At 50.4% G+C, this 19,651-nt stretch carries 18 protein-coding genes; 8 read left to right on the top strand and 10 right to left on the bottom strand.

Annotated features, from left to right (window positions below; translation table 11 throughout):
• Positions 1 to 45: 45 nt before the first annotated feature.
• The gene (locus tag FC814_RS10570; protein ID WP_137325913.1) at positions 46 to 1,344 is read right to left on the bottom strand and encodes a glycoside-pentoside-hexuronide (GPH):cation symporter; all 1,299 of its coding nucleotides are present in this window, start codon (positions 1,342 to 1,344) and stop codon (positions 46 to 48) included.
• Positions 1,345 to 1,674: 330 nt separating this feature from the next.
• Between FC814_RS10570 and FC814_RS10565 the strand changes: the two genes are divergently transcribed.
• On the top strand, positions 1,675 to 3,366 hold the full coding sequence (locus tag FC814_RS10565) for an alpha,alpha-trehalase (RefSeq protein ID WP_137325912.1): 1,692 nt from the start codon (positions 1,675 to 1,677) through the stop codon (positions 3,364 to 3,366).
• 138 nt (positions 3,367 to 3,504) lie between these two features.
• Here FC814_RS10565 and FC814_RS10560 read toward each other — a convergent pair whose 3' ends face one another.
• Positions 3,505 to 3,759, bottom strand: a complete 255-nt coding sequence (locus FC814_RS10560; protein ID WP_000511315.1) for a GlsB/YeaQ/YmgE family stress response membrane protein — start codon at positions 3,757 to 3,759, stop codon at positions 3,505 to 3,507.
• A 200-nt stretch (positions 3,760 to 3,959) separates the two neighbouring features.
• On the opposite strand from FC814_RS10560, the gene FC814_RS10555 reads away from it, so the two are divergent.
• Entirely contained in the window at positions 3,960 to 4,694 is a 735-nt protein-coding gene (locus FC814_RS10555; protein ID WP_137325911.1) for a flagellar brake protein, read from the top strand.
• Between the two features lies 1 nt (position 4,695).
• Here the strand turns inward: FC814_RS10555 and emtA are convergent, their stop codons facing one another.
• Positions 4,696 to 5,307 carry a membrane-bound lytic murein transglycosylase EmtA gene (emtA, locus tag FC814_RS10550; RefSeq protein ID WP_000776968.1) on the bottom strand — a complete coding sequence of 204 codons (612 nt, stop codon included), beginning with the start codon at positions 5,305 to 5,307 and terminating at the stop codon, positions 4,696 to 4,698.
• Between the two features lie 99 nt (positions 5,308 to 5,406).
• Here emtA and ldcA point away from each other — a divergent pair, with 99 nt between their 5' ends.
• Both ldcA and FC814_RS10540 read left to right on the top strand, forming a co-directional pair.
• Positions 5,407 to 6,321, top strand: coding sequence for a muramoyltetrapeptide carboxypeptidase (ldcA, locus tag FC814_RS10545; protein WP_137325910.1), 915 nt, complete (start codon positions 5,407 to 5,409; stop codon positions 6,319 to 6,321).
• Between the two features lie 94 nt (positions 6,322 to 6,415).
• Positions 6,416 to 8,158, top strand: coding sequence for a potassium/proton antiporter (locus FC814_RS10540; protein WP_000338387.1), 1,743 nt, complete (start codon positions 6,416 to 6,418; stop codon positions 8,156 to 8,158).
• 52 nt (positions 8,159 to 8,210) lie between these two features.
• Here the strand turns inward: FC814_RS10540 and dadX are convergent, their stop codons facing one another.
• On the bottom strand, positions 8,211 to 9,281 hold the full coding sequence (gene dadX, locus FC814_RS10535; protein ID WP_137325909.1) for a catabolic alanine racemase DadX: 1,071 nt from the start codon (positions 9,279 to 9,281) through the stop codon (positions 8,211 to 8,213).
• A 9-nt stretch (positions 9,282 to 9,290) separates the two neighbouring features.
• Positions 9,291 to 10,589: a D-amino acid dehydrogenase gene (gene dadA / locus FC814_RS10530; protein WP_001266918.1), complete on the bottom strand. Its 1,299-nt coding sequence runs from the start codon at positions 10,587 to 10,589 to the stop codon at positions 9,291 to 9,293.
• Positions 10,590 to 10,918: 329 nt separating this feature from the next.
• Here dadA and FC814_RS10525 point away from each other — a divergent pair, with 329 nt between their 5' ends.
• Entirely contained in the window at positions 10,919 to 12,451 is a 1,533-nt protein-coding gene (locus FC814_RS10525) for a SpoVR family protein (protein ID WP_000190825.1), read from the top strand.
• A gap of 144 nt (positions 12,452 to 12,595) precedes the next feature.
• Here FC814_RS10525 and fadR read toward each other — a convergent pair whose 3' ends face one another.
• Positions 12,596 to 13,315: a fatty acid metabolism transcriptional regulator FadR gene (gene fadR, locus FC814_RS10520; RefSeq protein ID WP_105281472.1), complete on the bottom strand. Its 720-nt coding sequence runs from the start codon at positions 13,313 to 13,315 to the stop codon at positions 12,596 to 12,598.
• A gap of 221 nt (positions 13,316 to 13,536) precedes the next feature.
• On the opposite strand from fadR, the gene nhaB reads away from it, so the two are divergent.
• Both nhaB and dsbB read left to right on the top strand, forming a co-directional pair.
• A complete protein-coding gene (gene nhaB / locus FC814_RS10515; RefSeq protein WP_000406374.1) occupies positions 13,537 to 15,078 on the top strand; it encodes a Na(+)/H(+) antiporter NhaB in 1,542 nt (513 codons plus the stop codon).
• Positions 15,079 to 15,223: 145 nt separating this feature from the next.
• Positions 15,224 to 15,754, top strand: a complete 531-nt coding sequence (gene dsbB / locus FC814_RS10510) for a disulfide bond formation protein DsbB (protein ID WP_000943446.1) — start codon at positions 15,224 to 15,226, stop codon at positions 15,752 to 15,754.
• 87 nt (positions 15,755 to 15,841) lie between these two features.
• Here dsbB and ruvB read toward each other — a convergent pair whose 3' ends face one another.
• Both ruvB and ruvA read right to left on the bottom strand, forming a co-directional pair.
• Positions 15,842 to 16,852, bottom strand: coding sequence for a Holliday junction branch migration DNA helicase RuvB (gene ruvB, locus FC814_RS10505; protein ID WP_000568522.1), 1,011 nt, complete (start codon positions 16,850 to 16,852; stop codon positions 15,842 to 15,844).
• Between the two features lie 8 nt (positions 16,853 to 16,860).
• Positions 16,861 to 17,472: a Holliday junction branch migration protein RuvA gene (gene ruvA, locus FC814_RS10500; RefSeq protein WP_137325908.1), complete on the bottom strand. Its 612-nt coding sequence runs from the start codon at positions 17,470 to 17,472 to the stop codon at positions 16,861 to 16,863.
• 271 nt (positions 17,473 to 17,743) lie between these two features.
• Between ruvA and FC814_RS10495 the strand changes: the two genes are divergently transcribed.
• Complete coding sequence (locus FC814_RS10495; RefSeq protein ID WP_000701081.1) at positions 17,744 to 18,346, top strand: YebB family permuted papain-like enzyme; 603 nt, start codon at positions 17,744 to 17,746, stop codon at positions 18,344 to 18,346.
• A gap of 1 nt (position 18,347) precedes the next feature.
• Here FC814_RS10495 and ruvC read toward each other — a convergent pair whose 3' ends face one another.
• Positions 18,348 to 18,869, bottom strand: a complete 522-nt coding sequence (gene ruvC, locus FC814_RS10490) for a crossover junction endodeoxyribonuclease RuvC (RefSeq protein ID WP_001295503.1) — start codon at positions 18,867 to 18,869, stop codon at positions 18,348 to 18,350.
• A gap of 34 nt (positions 18,870 to 18,903) precedes the next feature.
• Positions 18,904 to 19,644 (bottom strand): YebC/PmpR family DNA-binding transcriptional regulator, encoded by a 741-nt coding sequence (locus FC814_RS10485; protein ID WP_137325907.1) that lies wholly within the window; start codon positions 19,642 to 19,644, stop codon positions 18,904 to 18,906.
• Positions 19,645 to 19,651 lie beyond the last annotated feature (7 nt).

Here is a 19,651-nt window from a genome sequence, read left to right as displayed (position 1 = left end):
AAAGCGTGCGTATTGCCTGAAAACACAACCCGCTACGGGGGAGACTTACCCGAAATCTGATTTATTCAACAAAGCCGTCAGGAAGTAGAAGAATGCCGGCAGGAGGGTAAACAGTAACACTACGCCCTGTACTGAATTAGCGGATTGAGTTGTGCTACTGGTTGCATAGCCATAATAAGCCAGTACCCAACCAATCACCGCCCCACCTACTGCAACGCCCAGTTTGATGACAAAAATATTCGCAGCAACGTTCATCCCCGTAATACGACGACGCGTTTTCCATTCACCATAGTTATTCGCATCGGTAATCATCGACCACTGGAGTGCGCCATTTCCGCCCTGAATAATCTGAATTGCCAGATGAGCCAGTAATGGAATAACCCAGTATTCCACCGGCAGGAAATAAAAGAGCACGCCCAACGCCGCATTAATAATATTAACCCAGAATGAAAGTTTAATTTTACAAAAGCGAGTACCAAATGGTTTCGCCAGTACAGAACCTAACATAGAAGCAAACATTCCGCCGAGCATAAACCAGGTAAGAATATCTGAACCTTTATTTAAAACGGTATTAACATAATAAACAACAGCACCGCCACGGATAACCACCGCCACCAGCATCATAAAATTATAAACAGAGAGGATGCGCCACTGATCATTCTTAAAAAGAATCTTCAAATCGCGCGCAATATTCAGATTTTCTTCCTGAATAGGTTGTACCCGCTCTTTGGTGGTCAGGAAACAGATTAAAAACATAATGCAGCCAATAACGCCAAACACCGCCATCGCAATCTGGATACCAGTAGCCCGATCGCCTGGCGAGAGGAAGTCAGCGACCGGCAGGATAAATGCTGTACCTAACGCACCGCCAATAGGTGTGATGGCAAAACGCCAGGATTGCAATGACAGGTTTTCACGTGGATCGGATGTCAACGCCGCGCCCAATGAGCAGTAAGGAATATTAATGGCCGTATACATTAATGTCATAAATATATATGCAGCAACCGCGTAGACAACCTTACCGCTATCAGAGAAATCAGGAATGGAGTAAACCAGCACGCAACTGACCGCAAATGGTACACAGATGGCCAACAGCCACGGACGGAAACGCCCCCAACGAGATGAGGTTGCATCGGCGATTGCCCCCATAATCGGATCGGTAATTGCATCCAGTAGACGCACCAGTAAAAACATGGTTCCCATTATGGCTGGCGGCAGACCATAAATATCGGTATAGAAATAAGCGAGGATGGCAACAGAAGAATCAAAGACGATATGGCTGGCGGCATCGCCCAGGCTATAGCCTATTTTTTCTTTTATTGGCAATTTTTCCACATTAGACATGTTTTATCCTTATCTATAAATTTACTTCACGGAATACCTTTCACTGGCACAATTCTTCACGGAAGTTTTTGGTCGGTCTATTATGTTTTTTCATTAAATTCTTATGATTTTTTTCTTCTGTGATCACACAACAAAAGTCACTGCCCATTTAATAAACAACATATATTTTATGAATATATTGCAACACTATTTAGGCCGTTAATTACATCGTCCATAATGCCTGACACTTCGCAGAATGAGATTTCAATCATGCAGTTGCCGCGATCCTGAACTAAGGTTTTCTGATACTTGATTACCGTTTTGTTCGGTATCGCCAAAGGAGAATGATTGATGAAACCACGTGTCCCTCGTCACCTGCAAAGAATGGTGTTAATTCCCACCACCGTTTTATTGTGTTTTGCCACGCTATCGGCACAGGCGGAAGAAATCGCCGTCACACCACAATCACCTGATATTTTGTTGGGACCGTTGTTTGACGATGTTCAAAACGCCAAACTTTTTCCTGATCAAAAAACTTTTGCCGACGCCGTGCCCAACAGCGACCCGCTAATGATCCTCGCTGACTATCGGATGCAACAGAACCAGAGCGGGTTTGATTTGCGTCACTTCGTGAAAGTTAATTTCACCCTGCCAAAAGAAGGCGAGAAGCATGTCCCGCCGAAGGGACAGTCGCTGCGTGAACATATTGATGGACTTTGGCCGGTATTAACCCGCACAACGGAAAGCACCGAAAAATGGGACTCTCTGTTGCCATTGCCGAAACCCTATGTCGTGCCGGGAGGTCGTTTTCGGGAAGTGTATTACTGGGACAGTTACTTCACCATGCTGGGGCTTGGCGAAAGCGGTCACTGGGATAAAGTGGCGGATATGGTGGCGAATTTTGGTTATGAAATAGATACTTATGGACACATTCCCAACGGGAACCGCAGCTACTATTTAAGCCGTTCGCAGCCGCCTTTCTTTGCGTTGATGGTGGAGTTACTGGCGCAACATGAAGGCGACGCCGCGTTGAAACAGTATCTGCCACAACTACAAAAAGAATATGCTTACTGGATGGACGGCGTTGAAAATCTGCAAGCCGGGCAACAGGAAAAGCGCGTTGTAAAGCTCAAGGATGGCACGATTCTTAACCGCTACTGGGACGACCGCGATACACCGCGTCCGGAGTCATGGGTAGAGGATATTGCCACCGCGAAAAGCAATCCAAATCGCCCTGCCACTGAAATTTACCGTGACCTGCGTTCCGCCGCCGCATCTGGCTGGGATTTCAGCTCGCGCTGGATGGACAATCCTCAGCAGTTAAATACATTACGCACCACCAGCATCGTACCGGTCGATCTCAATAGCCTGATGTATAAAATGGAAAAAATCCTTGCCAGCGCCAGTAAAGCCGCCGGGGATAACGCGATGGCCAGTCAATACGAAACGCTGGCAAATTCCCGTCAGAAAGGGATCGAAAAATACTTGTGGAACGATCAACACGACTGGTATGCCGATTACGATCTGAAGAGTAATAAAGTACGTAATCAGTTAACTGCCGCCGCCCTGTTCCCGTTGTACGTTAATGCAGCAGCGAAAGATCGCGCCAGTAAAATGGCAACGGCGACCAGAACGCATCTGCTGCAACCTGGCGGACTGAACACCACCTCGGTGAAAAGTGGGCAGCAATGGGACGCGCCAAATGGCTGGGCGCCGTTACAATGGGTCGCTACTGAAGGATTGCAAAACTACGGGCAGGAAGATGTAGCGATGGACATTAGCTGGCACTTTCTGACCAATGTTCAGCACACCTATGACCGGGAGAAAAAGCTGGTGGAGAAATATGATGTCAGCACCACCGGAACAGGTGGCGGTGGTGGCGAATATCCGTTGCAGGATGGTTTTGGTTGGACCAACGGCGTAACGCTGAAAATGTTGGATTTGATCTGCCCGAAAGAAAAACCGTGTGACAACGTTCCGGCAACGCGCCCGACCAGTGCTTCCGCAACGCAGCCAACAAAAGTCACAGAACCCACACCTTAATTTTTCTTCTCCCGACAGCGTCATTCTGCTTATCTGGATGACGTTGCCGTTTTATCTGGTTTTCAAACACCGTGAGGTTTACACATAATTTGAAAGCGGATAGCGATGCCAGCACCGCTATCCGCCAGAAAGATTACGTTATTCTCTTCGCAGGAGGCGGAATACCCCCAGCACCAGGATAGCGCCGACCACCGCCACCAGGAAGCTATGTAAATTAAAACCACTGATGGAGCCGCCAATGCCAAACATGGTCGCCAGCCAGCCGCCGACAACCGCACCGACTATCCCGAGAATGCAGGTCAGGAAAAATCCACCACCATCACGCCCTGGCATGATCAGCTTGGCGATAATGCCGGCTATCAGGCCAAAAATAATCCAGGCAATAATTCCCATGTTCAGGCCCTCGTTTCGATGAATCGGACGCAAGAAATGCTTACGTCAACGCTCTAAGTATAGGCAAGCACAGGATCAATGGAGGGAGGCTGTCGGTTGAATTAGTCGTAAGTTGTAAAAAAAATTCACGCATTTGTATTAAGTTTTGTTAGTCCCTACCGATAAACCAAAGACAGTTTGTCGGTCAGGAGTTTTTCCGCGTGAGTCATTACCATGAGCAGTTCCTGAAACAAAATCCGTTAGCAGTCCTGGGCGTTTTACGCGATTTACATAAAGCCGCAGTGCCACTGCGTATCAGTTGGTCAGATGGTCAGCTGATCAGCAATATACTGGCGATAAGCCCTGATAAACTGGTGCTGGATTTTGGTAGTCAGCAAGAAGACAACAATGCCGTGCTTAAAGCGCGTCAAATCACTATTACCGCCGAAACGCAAGGCGCCAAAATCGAATTTACCCTTGCGCAATTACAGCAAAGTGAATATTTGCAGCTTCCGGCGTTTATCGCCACTCCCCCTCCCGCATTATGGTTTGTGCAACGACGCAGATATTTCCGCATCTCCGCCCCACTTCATCCGCCTTATTATTGTCAGACCAAACTGGCGGATAACAGTACGTTACGTTTTCGCCTGAGTGACTTATCGCTAGGTGGCATGGGTGCATTACTGGAAACGGAAAAACCTGGCGGGTTGCACGAAGGTATGCGCTTCGCACAGATTGAAGTCAACATGGGACAATGGGGCGTTTTTCACTTTGACGCCCAGTTACTGACCATCAGCGAGCGCAAAGTGATTGATAGCAGAAATGAAACGATCTCCACTCCCCGCCTGAGCTTTCGTTTTCTTAACGTCAGCCCGACGGTGGAGCGGCAATTACAGCGGATTATATTCTCACTCGAACGGGAAGCCCGGGAGAAAGCGGACAAAGTGTGCGACTGAGTTACATCGCGTCCAGCGCCTGCTCAAGTTTGTAGATATAGCGTGGTGCCTGCGGTGCAGGATGATTTCTTGCTACGTGATCGAGGAACTCATCAGCATCCAGATCATTGATTTTGCTGATCGCTTTTTTCCGATCTGATGAGAAAGTCCGTAGCAGCGCACCAGCCCCGTTAGCGTATGACACCACCAGCGCATATTGCAGGACCTTCGGATCTTCAATGCCTGCCAGCGGGCCGGTTTCCAGAATATTCAGGTAAGCCGCCCCCATTGAGATATTGCGCTCCGGGTTTTTCAGTTCGCTGGTCGTCGGCTCACCTTTCCAGCCCATGCGTCGATAAACATCACGTCCGGAGGTTGAGGCTTTTAACTGCATCAAACCAATAGCATTCGACTTACTTACCGCGTTCGGGTTACCGCCTGATTCAATAGCGATAATCGCCGTGATCAATTGCGGATCGACACCCCAGGCCGCTCCGGCTTTCTGGCTTATTGGCATCCACTGCATCGCACGTTGTACCGGGACTTTCGCATTCCACGGCGGGTTCGTATAGTCATGCTTTGAAGAACAACCCGCTAATAACACAATCAAAAAGGCAAACCATCTCAATTTCACTTCATCTATCCTTATCGCCTGGAATCGCCGTTGAGGTGACAACGGCACACCTAAGCGGCATGATATACATTTCGTTTCTGTTGTCAGCAAGGAATTGCCATGTATCAGTTTCACTTAATTGCCCCGTCGGGTTACTGCATTAATCAGCACGCCGCACAGCGCGGCATTCAGCGCCTTACCGATGCGGGGCATCAGGTCAATAACGTCGAGGTTATCGCCCGTCGTTGTGAGCGTTTTGCTGGTACGGAAACGGAGCGTCTGGGAGATCTCAATTTCCTTGCCAGACTGACTTCGCCCAACACCATCGTGCTGGCAGTACGCGGCGGTTACGGTGCCAGTCGCTTACTGGCGGATATTGACTGGCAGGCTCTGGTGGCTCGCCAACAAAATGATCCGTTGCTTATCTGCGGGCATAGCGATTTTACGGCCATTCAGTGCGGTCTTCTGGCACAAGGCAATGTCATCACCTTTAGCGGCCCGATGCTGGTGGCAAATTTTGGCGCGGATGAGCTGAATGCCTTTACCGAGCACCACTTCTGGCTGGCGTTACGCAATGAAACGTTCAGCATTGAATGGCAAGGGGAAGGCCCGGCGTGTCAGACAGAAGGAACACTGTGGGGAGGCAACCTCGCGATGCTGATTTCGCTTATCGGTACGCCGTGGATGCCACAAATTGAGAACGGTATTCTGGTACTGGAAGACATCAACGAACATCCGTTCCGTGTCGAACGCATGTTATTACAGCTTTATCATGCTGGAATTTTACAGCGCCAGAAGGCGATTATTCTCGGCAGCTTTAGTGGCAGCACGCCCAATGATTATGATGCGGGTTACAACCTGGCGTCGGTGTACGCGTTCTTGCGTTCCCGCCTGTCGATTCCGCTGATTACCGGCCTCGACTTCGGTCATGAACAACGCACAGTTACCCTCCCGTTGGGCGCACATGCTATCCTCAAAAACGCCAAAAACGGTACACAATTGACGATTAGCGGTCATCCTGTTCTTAAAGCGTAAAAAAATCACGCTTCCGGGCTAAGTAAAACGCTGTTTCTGCCGTGAATATGGTAGGTTTATAGTACGAGACAGCGTAATCAGGAGTAACCGACCGTTGGATGCCGCAACAATTATTAGCCTTTTCATCTTAGGCTCCATCCTTGTCACCAGTAGTATTTTACTTAGTTCATTTTCTTCCCGCCTTGGCATTCCGATTCTGGTTATTTTCCTGGCGATCGGTATGCTGGCTGGGGTCGATGGTGTCGGCGGCATTCCGTTTGATAATTATCCTTTTGCCTACATGGTAAGTAACCTGGCACTGGCGATTATTTTGCTCGATGGCGGAATGCGCACCCAGGCCAGTTCATTTCGCGTGGCGTTAGGACCTGCTCTTTCACTGGCGACGCTGGGCGTGCTTATCACCTCCGGTTTAACCGGCATGATGGCGGCATGGCTGTTTAATCTTGATTTGATTGAAGGTTTATTAATCGGCGCAATTGTCGGCTCTACCGACGCCGCAGCGGTCTTTTCTCTGCTTGGCGGCAAAGGGCTTAACGAACGTGTTGGCTCGACGCTGGAGATAGAGTCCGGCAGCAATGATCCGATGGCGGTCTTTCTGACAATTACCTTGATTGCGATGATCCAGCAGCATGAAAGCACTATTAGCTGGATGTTCGTTGTCGATATTCTGCAGCAATTTGGCCTGGGGATCGTAATCGGTCTTGGCGGTGGTTATTTACTGCTGCAGATGATTAACCGCATCGCCCTGCCTGCGGGCTTGTATCCATTGCTGGCATTAAGCGGCGGTATTTTGATTTTTGCTTTAACCACGGCGCTGGAAGGCAGCGGCATTCTGGCTGTTTATCTGTGCGGTTTCCTGCTGGGTAATCGTCCGATTCGCAACCGCTACGGCATTCTGCAAAATTTCGACGGCCTCGCCTGGCTGGCACAAATCGCCATGTTCCTGGTGCTGGGACTGTTGGTTAACCCAAGCGACCTGCTGCCTATTGCCATTCCGGCGCTCATTTTGTCCGCATGGATGATATTCTTCGCCCGTCCTCTTTCGGTATTTGCCGGATTGCTACCGTTCCGTGGCTTCAATCTGCGCGAGCGCGTGTTTATTAGTTGGGTTGGATTACGCGGCGCAGTGCCGATCATCCTGGCGGTGTTCCCGATGATGGCGGGGCTGGATAATGCGCGTCTGTTCTTTAATGTCGCCTTCTTCGTAGTTCTGGTTTCACTGCTATTGCAGGGAACATCGCTGTCGTGGGCAGCGAAAAAAGCTAAAGTGGTGGTTCCGCCAGTGGGACGTCCGGTGTCACGCGTTGGACTGGATATTCATCCGGAAAATCCGTGGGAGCAGTTTGTTTACCAATTGAGTGCCGATAAATGGTGCGTGGGCGCGGCGCTGCGCGACCTGCATATGCCAAAAGAGACGCGCATTGCGGCACTGTTTCGTGATAACCAGTTGCTTCACCCCACCGGCAGCACCCGACTGCGTGAAGGCGACGTATTATGTGTGATTGGTCGGGAACGCGATCTTCCGGCACTCGGAAAACTGTTTAGCCAGTCGCCGCCTGTCGCGCTGGATCAACGCTTCTTTGGTGACTTCATTCTCGAAGCCAGCGCGAAATATGCCGATGTGGCGCTGATTTATGGTCTGGAAGATGGTCGGGAGTATCGCGATAAACAGCAAACGCTGGGTGAAATTGTTCAGCAGTTGTTAGGCGCGGCACCGGTGGTCGGTGACCAGGTAGAGTTTGCCGGAATGATCTGGACGGTGGCTGAGAAAGAAGATAATGCAGTGTTGAAGATCGGCGTTCGGGTGGCAGAGGACGAAGCCGAATCTAAAATTTGATGGAGTTTGTATCGCCGGATACGACGTGTGCGTCTTATCCGGCTTGCACAAGTTACACCGTCACAACAGGTACACGTAGCGCCAGCGCGCACATCAACTCATAGCCCACCGTTCCGGCAGCGGCGGCGACATCATCAATTTTGATCTCCTTGCCCCACAGCTCAACCGGCGTACCAATCCCCGCCTGTGGGCAAGGCGTCAAATCGACCGCCAGCATATCCATCGAGACTGTCCCCACCGTCATGGTGCGCACCCCGTCCACTAAAACAGGTGTTCCGGTTGGTGCATGACGCGGATAGCCGTCGGCGTATCCGGCGGCGACAATGCCGATTCGCTGCTCATCGCGCGCAGTATAGCGACCGCCATAGCCCACACGCTCGCCCGCTTTTAGCGTCTGAACACCAATAATCTCACTGCTTAACGTCATGACCGGGCGTAATCCGGTATTGGCGATATCGCGCCACTGACCGGACGGCGAAGCACCATATAAAATAATGCCAGGTCGAACCCAGTCAAAATGCGCTTCCGGATGCCACAGGGTTGCCGCCGAATTAGACAACGAGCGCCGACACTCCAGACCTTCCGCTGCCTGCTCAATACGCGCCATCGCGCCAGAAATCCCATCAGGATGCTCCGCATCGGCAAAATGCGACATCAAAGTCATTTCGTCAACATTCGCCATCGCCCGCAGCTGCTGCCAGACAGTAAGCACGCGATCGGGCTGGAACCCCAACCGATTCATTCCACTGTTCACCTTAAGGTAAACATCCAGCGGCGCTTTTAGCCGCGCATTTTGCAGTGCTTTGAGCTGCCAGTTACTGTGCACGCAGGTGGTCAGACGGTACTGGTCATAAATTTCCAGATCCTGAGCATGAAAAAAACCCTCCAGCATCAGGATTGGCCCTTTCCAGCCGCGCTCGCGCAGGATAATGGCCTCTTCAAGATTAAGTAACGCAAAACCATCGGTCGCCCCGAGCGCGCTCCAGATACGCTCGATACCGTGCCCGTAAGCGTTCGCTTTTACCACCGACCAGACGCGCGCGCGCGGCGCGGCCTGACGGACAATGGTCAGATTTTGTTTTAATGCCTGCAGATCGAGGCTGGCCTGTATCGGACGAGTCATCTCGATTCCTTAACTGTGCGCGCCATGTAAATGGCCTGGACGTGATGGCGTAAATCCACGACTGTAGCGCGCTACACTTAGATCCTCATACGGGATCGCTGGCGTGCGGCCAGAAAGCAGATCGCTTAACAACTGACCAGAACCGCAAGCCATCGTCCAGCCAAGCGTACCGTGACCGGTATTCAGCCACAAATTTTTGAAGCGTGTACGCCCCACAACCGGCGTACCGTCCGGGGTCATCGGGCGTAGACCAGTCCAGAAAGTAGCCTGCTCAACATGGCCGCCGCGCGGATAAAGGTCGCGAACCACCATCTCCAGCGTTTCACGACGCGGTTGCAACAGCTCGGTGTTAAAGCCAACAATTTCCGCCATTCCGCCAACGCGGATACGGTTATCGAAACGGGTAATGGCGATTTTGTAGGTTTCATCAAGAATGGTGGACACCGGCGCACCGTCTTCCTGCGCAATCGGAATGGTCAAAGAATAACCTTTCAACGGATAAACCGGGATATCGACAATGCCCTTGAGCATCGCCGTCGAGTAAGAGCCAAATGCCATAACATACGCATCGGCCTTAATTACTTCACCACCACACTTCACACCATAAATCTGCTCGCCGTCACAAAGCAGCTGATCGACTGGTGTATTAAAGCGGAATTTTACCCCCGCCTGTTCCGCCATGCTCGCTAGATTCTGGGTAAAGAGCTGACAGTCACCGGTTTCGTCATTGGGTAGTTGCAGGCCACCAGTCAGTTTGTGCGCTACTTCCGCCAGCGCAGGTTCAACTTCCGCCAGGCGACTGGATTCCAGTAACTTATATGGCACGCCTGCATCTTCCAGTACGGCGATATCGCGAGTAGCGTTTTCATACTGTTGTTCAGTGCGGAACAGTTGCAGCGTCCCGCCCTGCCGTCCTTCATACTGAATATTGGTTTCGGCGCGCAATGTTTTCAGGCAATCACGGCTGTATTCCGCCAGGCGCACCATCCGACCTTTGTTTTCCATATAGTGGCTGGTGTCACAGTTACGTAACATTTGCCACATCCATTTCAACTGGAATTGCGTACCATCGAGACGAACCGCCAGCGGCGCATGTCGCTGGAACATCCATTTAATCGCTTTTAAAGGCACGCCTGGCGCCGCCCACGGCGCGGCATATCCAGGAGAAATTTGCCCGGCATTTGCTGCGCTGGTTTCAAGTGCTGCCCCAGGTTCCCGATCAATGACGGTGACCTCGTGTCCAGCCTGATTTAAATACCAGGCGCTGGCAACGCCTACCACACCACTTCCCAGTATGACAACTCGCATAGCCACTCCGATAACGGTAGATACAGTAAAAGAACAATAATCTAATTACATCTTGATAACCCAGATGAAAATATTATTCAACATATGGCTTTTTTATGGTGAGCTGGCTCACATCTCCCTGACTTTGCGGGAATATGGCGTCTTTGGTATCTCCTGCTGGTCGCGCTTTATATCCAGCAGAAAATTCCGTGCAGAAGCTAATTATTGGCGCTCCGATAATAAGAAATCGCAAAGAAAAAAATTCTCCAGCGACGCGGTTTTTAACTGGTGTTCTATGCTTGAAATGAGGTGTTCCACACAGAGAGCGCCGACAACAATGAGGTGCGCGTATGGCGACGATCGATTCTATGAATAAGGACTCCACACGTTTGAGCGATGGACCTGACTGGACATTCGACCTGCTGGATATTTATTTGGCAGAGATAGACCGGGTGGCAAAACTCTACCGGCTGGATACCTACCCGCACCAGATTGAAGTAATTACATCAGAGCAAATGATGGATGCCTACTCCAGCGTCGGTATGCCAATTAACTATCCGCATTGGTCGTTTGGTAAAAAGTTTATTGAAACCGAGCGTCTGTATAAGCACGGTCAGCAAGGGCTGGCCTATGAAATCGTCATTAACTCTAATCCGTGTATCGCTTATCTGATGGAAGAGAACACCATTACCATGCAGGCACTGGTGATGGCACACGCCTGTTATGGCCACAACTCTTTCTTCAAAAACAATTACTTATTCCGTAGCTGGACCGATGCCAGTTCGATTGTCGATTACCTGATTTTCGCCCGCAAATACATTACCGAGTGCGAAGAACGCTATGGCGTTGATGAGGTAGAAAAGCTGTTGGATTCGTGTCATGCGCTGATGAACTACGGTGTGGATCGTTATAAACGCCCACAAAAAATCTCGCTGCAAGAGGAGAAAGCCCGGCAGAAAAGTCGCGAAGAGTATCTGCAGAGCCAGGTCAATATGCTCTGGAGAACGCTGCCTAAGCGCGAGGAAGAGAAAACCGTTGCCGAAGCGCGCCGCTATCCGTCCGAGCCACAAGAAAATCTGCTCTATTTTATGGAGAAAAATGCACCGCTGCTGGAATCATGGCAGCGTGAAATCCTGCGCATTGTACGTAAAGTGAGCCAGTATTTTTATCCGCAAAAACAGACTCAGGTGATGAACGAAGGCTGGGCGACCTTCTGGCACTACACCATCCTTAACCATCTGTATGATGAAGGGAAAGTGACCGAACGTTTTATGCTGGAGTTCTTGCATAGCCACACCAATGTGGTCTTCCAGCCGCCCTATAACAGCCCGTGGTACAGCGGAATTAACCCGTATGCCCTCGGATTTGCTATGTTTCAGGATATTAAACGGATTTGTCAGTCGCCAACGGAAGAAGACAAATACTGGTTCCCGGATATCGCCGGTTCCGACTGGCTGGAAACGCTGCATTTCGCGATGCGTGATTTCAAAGATGAGAGCTTTATCAGCCAGTTCCTGTCACCGAAGGTAATGCGTGATTTTCGCTTCTTCACCGTGCTGGATGACGATCGGCATAATTATCTGGAGATTTCCGCCATTCATAATGAGGAAGGTTATCGGGAGATCCGTAACCGTTTATCGTCGCAATATAACTTAAGTAATCTGGAGCCGAATATTCAGATCTGGAACGTGGATTTGCGCGGCGACCGTTCGCTGACGCTGCGTTACATTCCACATAACCGCGCACCGCTGGATCGGGGGCGTAAAGAAGTGCTGAAGCATGTACATCGCCTGTGGGGATTTGATGTGATGCTGGAACAGCAAAACGAAGACGGCAGCGTCGAGTTGCTGGAACGCTGCCCGCCAAGAATGGGGAATCTATAAAAAAACCCCTCCTCATTTGAGGAGGGGTCATTTTTGCCGGATGCGGCGTACACGCTTTATCCGCCTGCAAAGCATCACAAATTCAATAGGCCAGATAAGCATAGCGCATCAGGCAACTATGCGTTGGTCATCAGTATGGATGGCTTAACGCCCCTGAATGGCTAAATCACCCGGCAGGTTTTTCTGCATCCGGTGCCAAATCTCGCCACTCTCATGCCCATAACGGCGTACTATTTCGTAAACCTGATCGTGAGCACCTTCACTGCACAACGCAGACAGCTTGTGGTAGAAGCCCAGCGCCAGACTACGCGCTTCCGGATTGGCGAAATAGTGACGACCAATGCGCGTATACAACCCTTTCATTCCGTTAAGGATCAGACCATAAATCGGGTTACCAGAGGCAAACGCCAGACCGCGAAAAATGTTGTAATCCAGATCAGCAAAGGCGTCTGCGTGATCGGCCACTTCATTAGCCGTTGCCAGCACTTCCTGCGCTTTATCAGGATGCTGACGAAACGCGGTGCGAATAAAAATGGTCGAAATATTGGTGCGCACTGACAGCAAATTATCTATGAGTTGCGGTACACTTTCGTGATCCAGTCGCGCCAGCGTCTCAAGGATATTCAACCCGGAGGTTTCCCAGAAATTATTCACCTTCGTCGGTTTGCCGTGTTGAATGGTCAGCCAGCCGTCTCGCGCCAGGCGCTGTAACACTTCGCGTAACGTCGTTCTCGTTACACCAATTAATTCTGAAAGTTCACGTTCTGCGGGCAAAATAGTCCCGGGTGGGAAGCGGTTATTCCAGATACTTTCAATAATGTACTCTTCCGCGAAACCCGCCGGGCTTTGCGCCTTAATGACCATAGTGAGATTTCCATAACACAGCAAAACAAAGTTGGACTCATCATACCAGAGGGCTAACAACGCTGATAGCAGACAAAAAGAAGAAAAAAGGGATCAAGGCTTCATTTTCTGTATCTCTTTCCCCTTGACTATCAAGACTTGCCTCGATCCCCCCTGACCGTTAAGCTTTGCGTTCTAACATAAAAACATCATTTATTATTTGTAAGGTAAGGGAAACCATCATGGAGATCTCCTGGGGCCGCGCGTTATGGCGCAATTTTTTGGGTCAGTCACCTGACTGGTACAAACTTGCCCTTATTATTTTCTTAATTGTTAACCCATTAATTTTCCTCATCAGCCCCTTTGTTGCTGGCTGGCTGCTTGTCGCGGAATTTATTTTCACTCTGGCGATGGCTCTGAAATGCTATCCGCTGCTCCCCGGCGGTCTGTTGGCTATCGAAGCTGTCTTCATCGGCATGACCAGTGCGGAACACGTCCGTGAAGAGGTGGCGGCAAATCTTGAAGTCTTGCTGTTACTGATGTTTATGGTGGCGGGCATCTATTTTATGAAACAGCTTCTGCTGTTCATATTTACCCGTTTACTGTTAAGCATTCGCTCCAAAATGCTGCTGTCGCTCTCTTTTTGCATGGCGGCGGCGTTTCTCTCTGCGTTCCTCGATGCCTTAACCGTCGTTGCCGTAGTGATCAGTGTTGCAGTTGGTTTTTATGGCATTTATCACCGCGTAGCTTCTTCCCGCACCGAAGATACCGACCTGCAAGACGACAGCCATATCGACAAGCATTACAAAGTGGTTCTGGAGCAGTTCCGTGGCTTTCTGCGTAGCCTGATGATGCATGCGGGTGTCGGCACTGCATTAGGCGGCGTGATGACTATGGTAGGCGAACCACAGAACCTGATCATTGCCAAAGCTGCTGGCTGGCATTTTGGCGATTTCTTCCTGCGCATGTCACCGGTGACCGTCCCTGTCCTGATTTGCGGCCTGCTAACCTGCCTGCTGGTGGAGAAGCTGCGTTGGTTTGGCTACGGCGAAACGCTGCCGGAGAAAGTCCGCGAAGTACTGCAACAGTTTGACGATCAAAGCCGTCTCCAGCGTACACGTCAGGATAAAATTCGTCTGATTGTCCAGGCGATTATCGGCGTCTGGCTGGTCACCGCGCTGGCTTTGCATCTGGCAGAGGTCGGCTTGATTGGTTTGTCTGTCATTATTCTGGCGACATCACTGACCGGTGTAACTGATGAACATGCTATCGGCAAAGCCTTCACCGAGTCTCTGCCATTCACCGCACTGTTGACGGTCTTTTTCTCGGTAGTGGCGGTGATTATCGACCAACAACTGTTCTCCCCAATTATCCAGTTTGTATTGCAGGCATCAGAACACGCTCAGCTATCGCTGTTCTATATCTTCAACGGTTTGCTGTCTTCCATTTCGGATAACGTCTTTGTAGGGACGATTTATATCAACGAAGCAAAAGCGGCAATGGAAAGCGGCGCGATTACACTGAAGCAATATGAACTGCTGGCAGTCGCCATTAACACCGGAACCAACCTGCCCTCCGTCGCCACGCCGAACGGACAGGCTGCGTTCTTATTCCTGTTGACCTCAGCACTCGCGCCATTAATACGTCTTTCTTATGGCCGCATGGTGTGGATGGCTCTGCCCTACACTCTCGTACTGACCCTCGTCGGATTACTCTGCGTAGAGTTTACGCTTGCTCCTGTAACTGAATGGTTTATGCAAATGGGGTGGATTGCAACGCTTTGATAACAACTTACCGGGCATATTTATGCCCGGTTTGCCTTTCCGCCCGATAATTGTTCAATTACATCCTATTTTTACTCCCTCCTGGTGGCGCAACGAATGAATTGGTTTAAACTGCGCATTCGATGCATATTGCAGGGAAATTATTATGTTGCGATTTTTGAACCAATGTTCACAAGGCCGGGGGGCGTGGCTGTTAATGGCGTTTACCGCTCTGGCTCTGGAACTGACGGCGCTGTGGTTCCAGCATGTGATGTTACTTAAACCTTGCGTGCTCTGTATTTATGAACGCTGTGCGTTATTCGGCATTCTGGGCGCCGCGCTGATTGGCGCTATCGCCCCGAAAACTCCGCTGCGTTATGTGGCGATGATCATCTGGCTGTATAGTGCTTTTCGTGGCGTGCAATTAACTTACGAGCACACCATGCTCCAGCTCTATCCTTCACCGTTTATGACCTGTGATTTCATGGTTCGATTCCCGGACTGGCTGCCGCTGGATAAATGGGTGCCACAAGTGTTTGTCGCCTCTGGCGATTGCGCTGAGCGTCAGTGGGATTTTTTAGGCCTGGATATGCCGCAGTGGTTGCTCGGTATTTTTGTTGCTTACCTGATTGTCGCAGTGCTGGTGGTACTCTCTCAGCCGTTTAAAGCGAAAAAACGTGACCTGTTTGGTCGCTAATCAATTCGGCGCTCCTGCGGGAGCGCCTGTCTGGCTTCACCTTGCCGAGAGCTTAATATTGGGTGCGGTGCAGACGCCTTGCCCGGCCTACGGCATTTCTGGCGGCGTAATCCCGAAGTGGTTCCACGCACGCACTGTCGCCATACGCCCGCGCGGCGTCCGCTGCAAAAAGCCCTGCTGAATCAAATAAGGTTCCAGCACATCCTCAATAGTTTCACGCTCTTCGCCAATGGCCGCTGCCAGGTTATCCAGGCCAACCGGCCCACCGAAGAATTTATCGATCACCGCCAGCAATAACTTGCGATCCATATAATCGAAACCTTCAGCATCAACGTTCAGCATATCCAGCGCCTGAGCAGCGATATCCGCCGAGATGGTGCCATCATGCTTCACTTCGGCGAAATCTCGCACACGACGCAGCAGGCGGTTGGCGATACGTGGCGTACCTCGCGCCCGGCGAGCCACTTCCAGCGCGCCATCGTCACTCATCTCAAGCCCCATAAACCGTGCGCTACGACTGACGATATATTGCAAATCAGGCACCTGGTAAAACTCCAGGCGCTGCACAATACCGAAACGGTCACGCAGTGGCGATGTCAATGAACCAGCACGCGTTGTCGCGCCAATCAGGGTGAACGGGGGGAGATCGATTTTAATTGAACGCGCTGCCGGGCCTTCACCAATCATAATATCCAACTGGTAGTCTTCCATGGCTGGATACAGCACTTCTTCCACCACAGGCGAAAGACGATGGATCTCATCAATAAACAACACATCGTGTGGTTCAAGGTTGGTGAGCATCGCCGCCAGATCACCCGCCTTTTCCAGTACCGGGCCGGACGTGGTGCGTAAATTGACGCCCATTTCATTGGCGACGATGTTGGCAAGTGTGGTTTTACCCAGACCCGGAGGACCAAAAATCAATAGATGATCAAGGGCATCGCCGCGCAGTTTCGCCGCTTTGATGAAAATTTCCATCTGTGAACGAACCTGCGGCTGACCAACATACTCTTCTAGTAGTTTGGGGCGAATGGCGCGATCTGCCACATCTTCCGGCAAAGTCGTACCGGCAGAAATCAGACGGTCTGCTTCAATCATCCTTTACCTCATAACGCGGCGCGCAGGGCTTCGCGAATTAATGTTTCACTGCTGGCATCAGGGCGAGTGATTTTGCTCACCATGCGGCTGGCTTCTTGTGGTTTATAGCCCAGTGCCACCAGCGCAGCAACAGCTTCCTGTTCGGCATCGTCGGTTGCCGGGCTTGCCGGTGAGGTCAATACCAGATCGGCAGCCGGTGTGAACAGATCGCCATGCAGACCTTTAAAGCGATCTTTCATTTCAACGATCAGGCGTTCAGCAGTTTTCTTACCAATGCCAGGTAATTTCACCAGTGCCGCAGGTTCTTCACGCTCAACGGCATTTACAAACTGCTGCGCTGACATACCCGAGAGGATAGCCAGTGCCAGTTTCGGTCCCACGCCGTTAGTTTTGATCAACTCTTTAAATAACGTGCGCTCTTGTTTGTTGTTAAAACCATACAGTAGCTGCGCATCTTCACGCACCACAAAGTGGGTGAAAACAATCGCTTCCTGGCCCGCTTCAGGGAGTTCATAAAAACAGGTCATCGGCATATGCACTTCATAGCCTACGCCGCCCACTTCAAGTAACACCAGCGGGGGTTGTTTTTCCAGAATGATGCCTCTCAGCCTGCCTATCACATGACGCTCCTGCGTAATGAATCAAAGATAAGGCTGTATGATAAAAAAATGCTGGATAGATATCCAGCGAAGGATGAAGAAAAATTGCGAGTCGTCTCGATGAACTGAAAAATGGCGCAGTATAATTCATCCGCTAAGCCATATTTATAATAAATATTTTAATGTTAAATATTTAGTGGATAAATCTACAAAAAATAAACCTTTCTGCTCCTGCAAAAAAATATTTTTTATGATATTACGCATATTCATATTATTTCAATGGAATGACAAAGTGAAAATTAATTACCCTTCTGAATATGAAGTTGGCGATATTGTATTTACATGTATAGGTGCTGCATTATTTGGTCAAATATCTGCCGCATCAAATTGCTGGAGTAATCACGTCGGGATCATTATTGGTCATGACAGCGATGATTATCTGGTCGCAGAAAGCCGTGTTCCCCTTTCCACCATAACCACACTGTCCCGCTTTATTAAACGCTCTGCTAACCAACGCTATGCAGTAAAGCGATTAGGTGCCGGGCTAACAGAACAGCAAAAACAACGGCTGGTAGAACAGGTTCCCTCCCGGCTACGCAAGCTCTACCATACCGGTTTTAAATACGAATCTTCCCGCCAGTTCTGTTCAAAATTCGTTTTTGATATTTATAAAGAGGCGCTATGTATCCCGGTGGGTGAAATAGAGACATTTGAAGAACTGTTAAACAGCAATCCGAATGCAAAACTCACCTTCTGGAAATTCTGGTTTTTAGGTTCGATTCCGTGGGCGCGTAAAACGGTCACTCCAGCGAGTTTGTGGCATCATCCGGATCTGGCGTTAATACATGCAGAAGGAGTAGTAACGCCTCAGCAAGAACTGACCGAGGCGGTATAACTTAACGCAGTCGCCCGCGAGCCAGATTCAGCCTCGATTCGCTCATCTGCATCGCATTCTGGCTGACATGGCAGTGGGTGATGGCAATCGCCAGTGCATCGGCGGCGTCCGCCTGTGGGTTGGCGGGTAGTTTTAGCAAAGTGCGCACCATATGCTGCACCTGGCTTTTTTCGGCACTACCAATACCTACAACCGTTTGCTTTACCTGACGTGCCGCATATTCAAATACTGGCAATTCCTGATTCACCGCCGCCACAATCGCCACGCCGCGTGCCTGCCCCAGTTTCAGGGCAGAGTCGGCATTCTTCGCCATAAAGACTTGTTCGATTGCGAAATAATCGGGCTGGAACTGGGTGATGATTTCCGTCACGCCCGCATAGATGAGCTTCAGACGAGACGGTAAATCATCCACTTTGGTGCGTATGCATCCACTGCCCAGGTAGGACAGTTGCCTGCCCACCTGACGGATAACGCCGTAGCCGGTAACGCGCGAACCCGGGTCAATACCGAGAATAATAGCCATCACGCGTCTCCGTTTTGTTGTTTAGCCGGCCTCATCAGAGGGTCGCTGCAACCTCATCAGAGATCTCACCGTTATGGTAAACTTCCTGCACGTCGTCACAGTCTTCCAGCATATCGATCAGACGCATCAGTTTCGGTGCAGTTTCTGTATCCATATCGGCTTTGGTTGACGGGATCATGGAAACTTCTGCGCTGTCTGCTTTCAGACCAGCCGCTTCCAGAGCATCACGTACTTTACCCATCTCTTCCCATGCAGTGTAGACGTCGATTGCGCCGTCATCATAGGTCACAACGTCTTCTGCACCTGCTTCCAGCGCCGCTTCCATGATGGTGTCTTCATCACCTTTCTCGAAGGAGATCACACCTTTTTTGCTGAACAGATAGGCTACGGAACCGTCAGTACCGAGGTTGCCGCCACATTTGCTGAATGCGTGACGCACTTCAGCAACAGTACGGTTACGGTTGTCAGACAGACATTCAATCATGATTGCAGTGCCGCCAGGACCGTAACCTTCGTAGATGATGGTTTCCATGTTCGCATCATCATCACCGCCCACACCACGTGCAATTGCGCGGTTCAGAGTGTCACGGGTCATGTTGTTAGACAGTGCTTTATCAATGGCCGCACGCAGACGCGGGTTAGCATCCGGATCGCCGCCGCCCAGTTTAGCTGCGGTCACCAGCTCACGAATGATTTTAGTGAAGATTTTACCGCGCTTAGCATCCTGCGCGGCTTTACGATGTCTGGTGTTGGCCCATTTACTATGACCTGCCATAAAAAAT

Source organism: Escherichia sp. MR (assembly GCF_005280595.1).
GTDB lineage: Bacteria > Pseudomonadota > Gammaproteobacteria > Enterobacterales > Enterobacteriaceae > Escherichia > Escherichia ruysiae.
This window is presented reverse-complemented; position numbering and strand designations above follow the sequence as displayed.

What these genes read in the sequence shown, in the direction of transcription:
- FC814_RS10565 (WP_137325912.1), top strand. Translation starts at nt 1,675, where the DNA reads ATGAAACCACGTGTCCCTCGTCACCTGCAAAGAATGGTGTTAATTCCC.
- dsbB (WP_000943446.1), top strand. Translation starts at nt 15,224, where the DNA reads ATGTTGCGATTTTTGAACCAATGTTCACAAGGCCGGGGGGCGTGGCTG.
- ruvC (WP_001295503.1), bottom strand. Translation starts at nt 18,869, where the DNA reads ATGGCTATTATTCTCGGTATTGACCCGGGTTCGCGCGTTACCGGCTAC.
- dadX (WP_137325909.1), bottom strand. Translation starts at nt 9,281, where the DNA reads ATGACTCGTCCGATACAGGCCAGCCTCGATCTGCAGGCATTAAAACAA.
- ruvB (WP_000568522.1), bottom strand. Translation starts at nt 16,852, where the DNA reads ATGATTGAAGCAGACCGTCTGATTTCTGCCGGTACGACTTTGCCGGAA.
- FC814_RS10525 (WP_000190825.1), top strand. Translation starts at nt 10,919, where the DNA reads ATGGCGACGATCGATTCTATGAATAAGGACTCCACACGTTTGAGCGAT.
- FC814_RS10560 (WP_000511315.1), bottom strand. Translation starts at nt 3,759, where the DNA reads ATGGGAATTATTGCCTGGATTATTTTTGGCCTGATAGCCGGCATTATC.
- fadR (WP_105281472.1), bottom strand. Translation starts at nt 13,315, where the DNA reads ATGGTCATTAAGGCGCAAAGCCCGGCGGGTTTCGCGGAAGAGTACATT.
- dadA (WP_001266918.1), bottom strand. Translation starts at nt 10,589, where the DNA reads ATGCGAGTTGTCATACTGGGAAGTGGTGTGGTAGGCGTTGCCAGCGCC.
- FC814_RS10570 (WP_137325913.1), bottom strand. Translation starts at nt 1,344, where the DNA reads ATGTCTAATGTGGAAAAATTGCCAATAAAAGAAAAAATAGGCTATAGC.
- ldcA (WP_137325910.1), top strand. Translation starts at nt 5,407, where the DNA reads ATGTATCAGTTTCACTTAATTGCCCCGTCGGGTTACTGCATTAATCAG.
- nhaB (WP_000406374.1), top strand. Translation starts at nt 13,537, where the DNA reads ATGGAGATCTCCTGGGGCCGCGCGTTATGGCGCAATTTTTTGGGTCAG.
- FC814_RS10485 (WP_137325907.1), bottom strand. Translation starts at nt 19,644, where the DNA reads ATGGCAGGTCATAGTAAATGGGCCAACACCAGACATCGTAAAGCCGCG.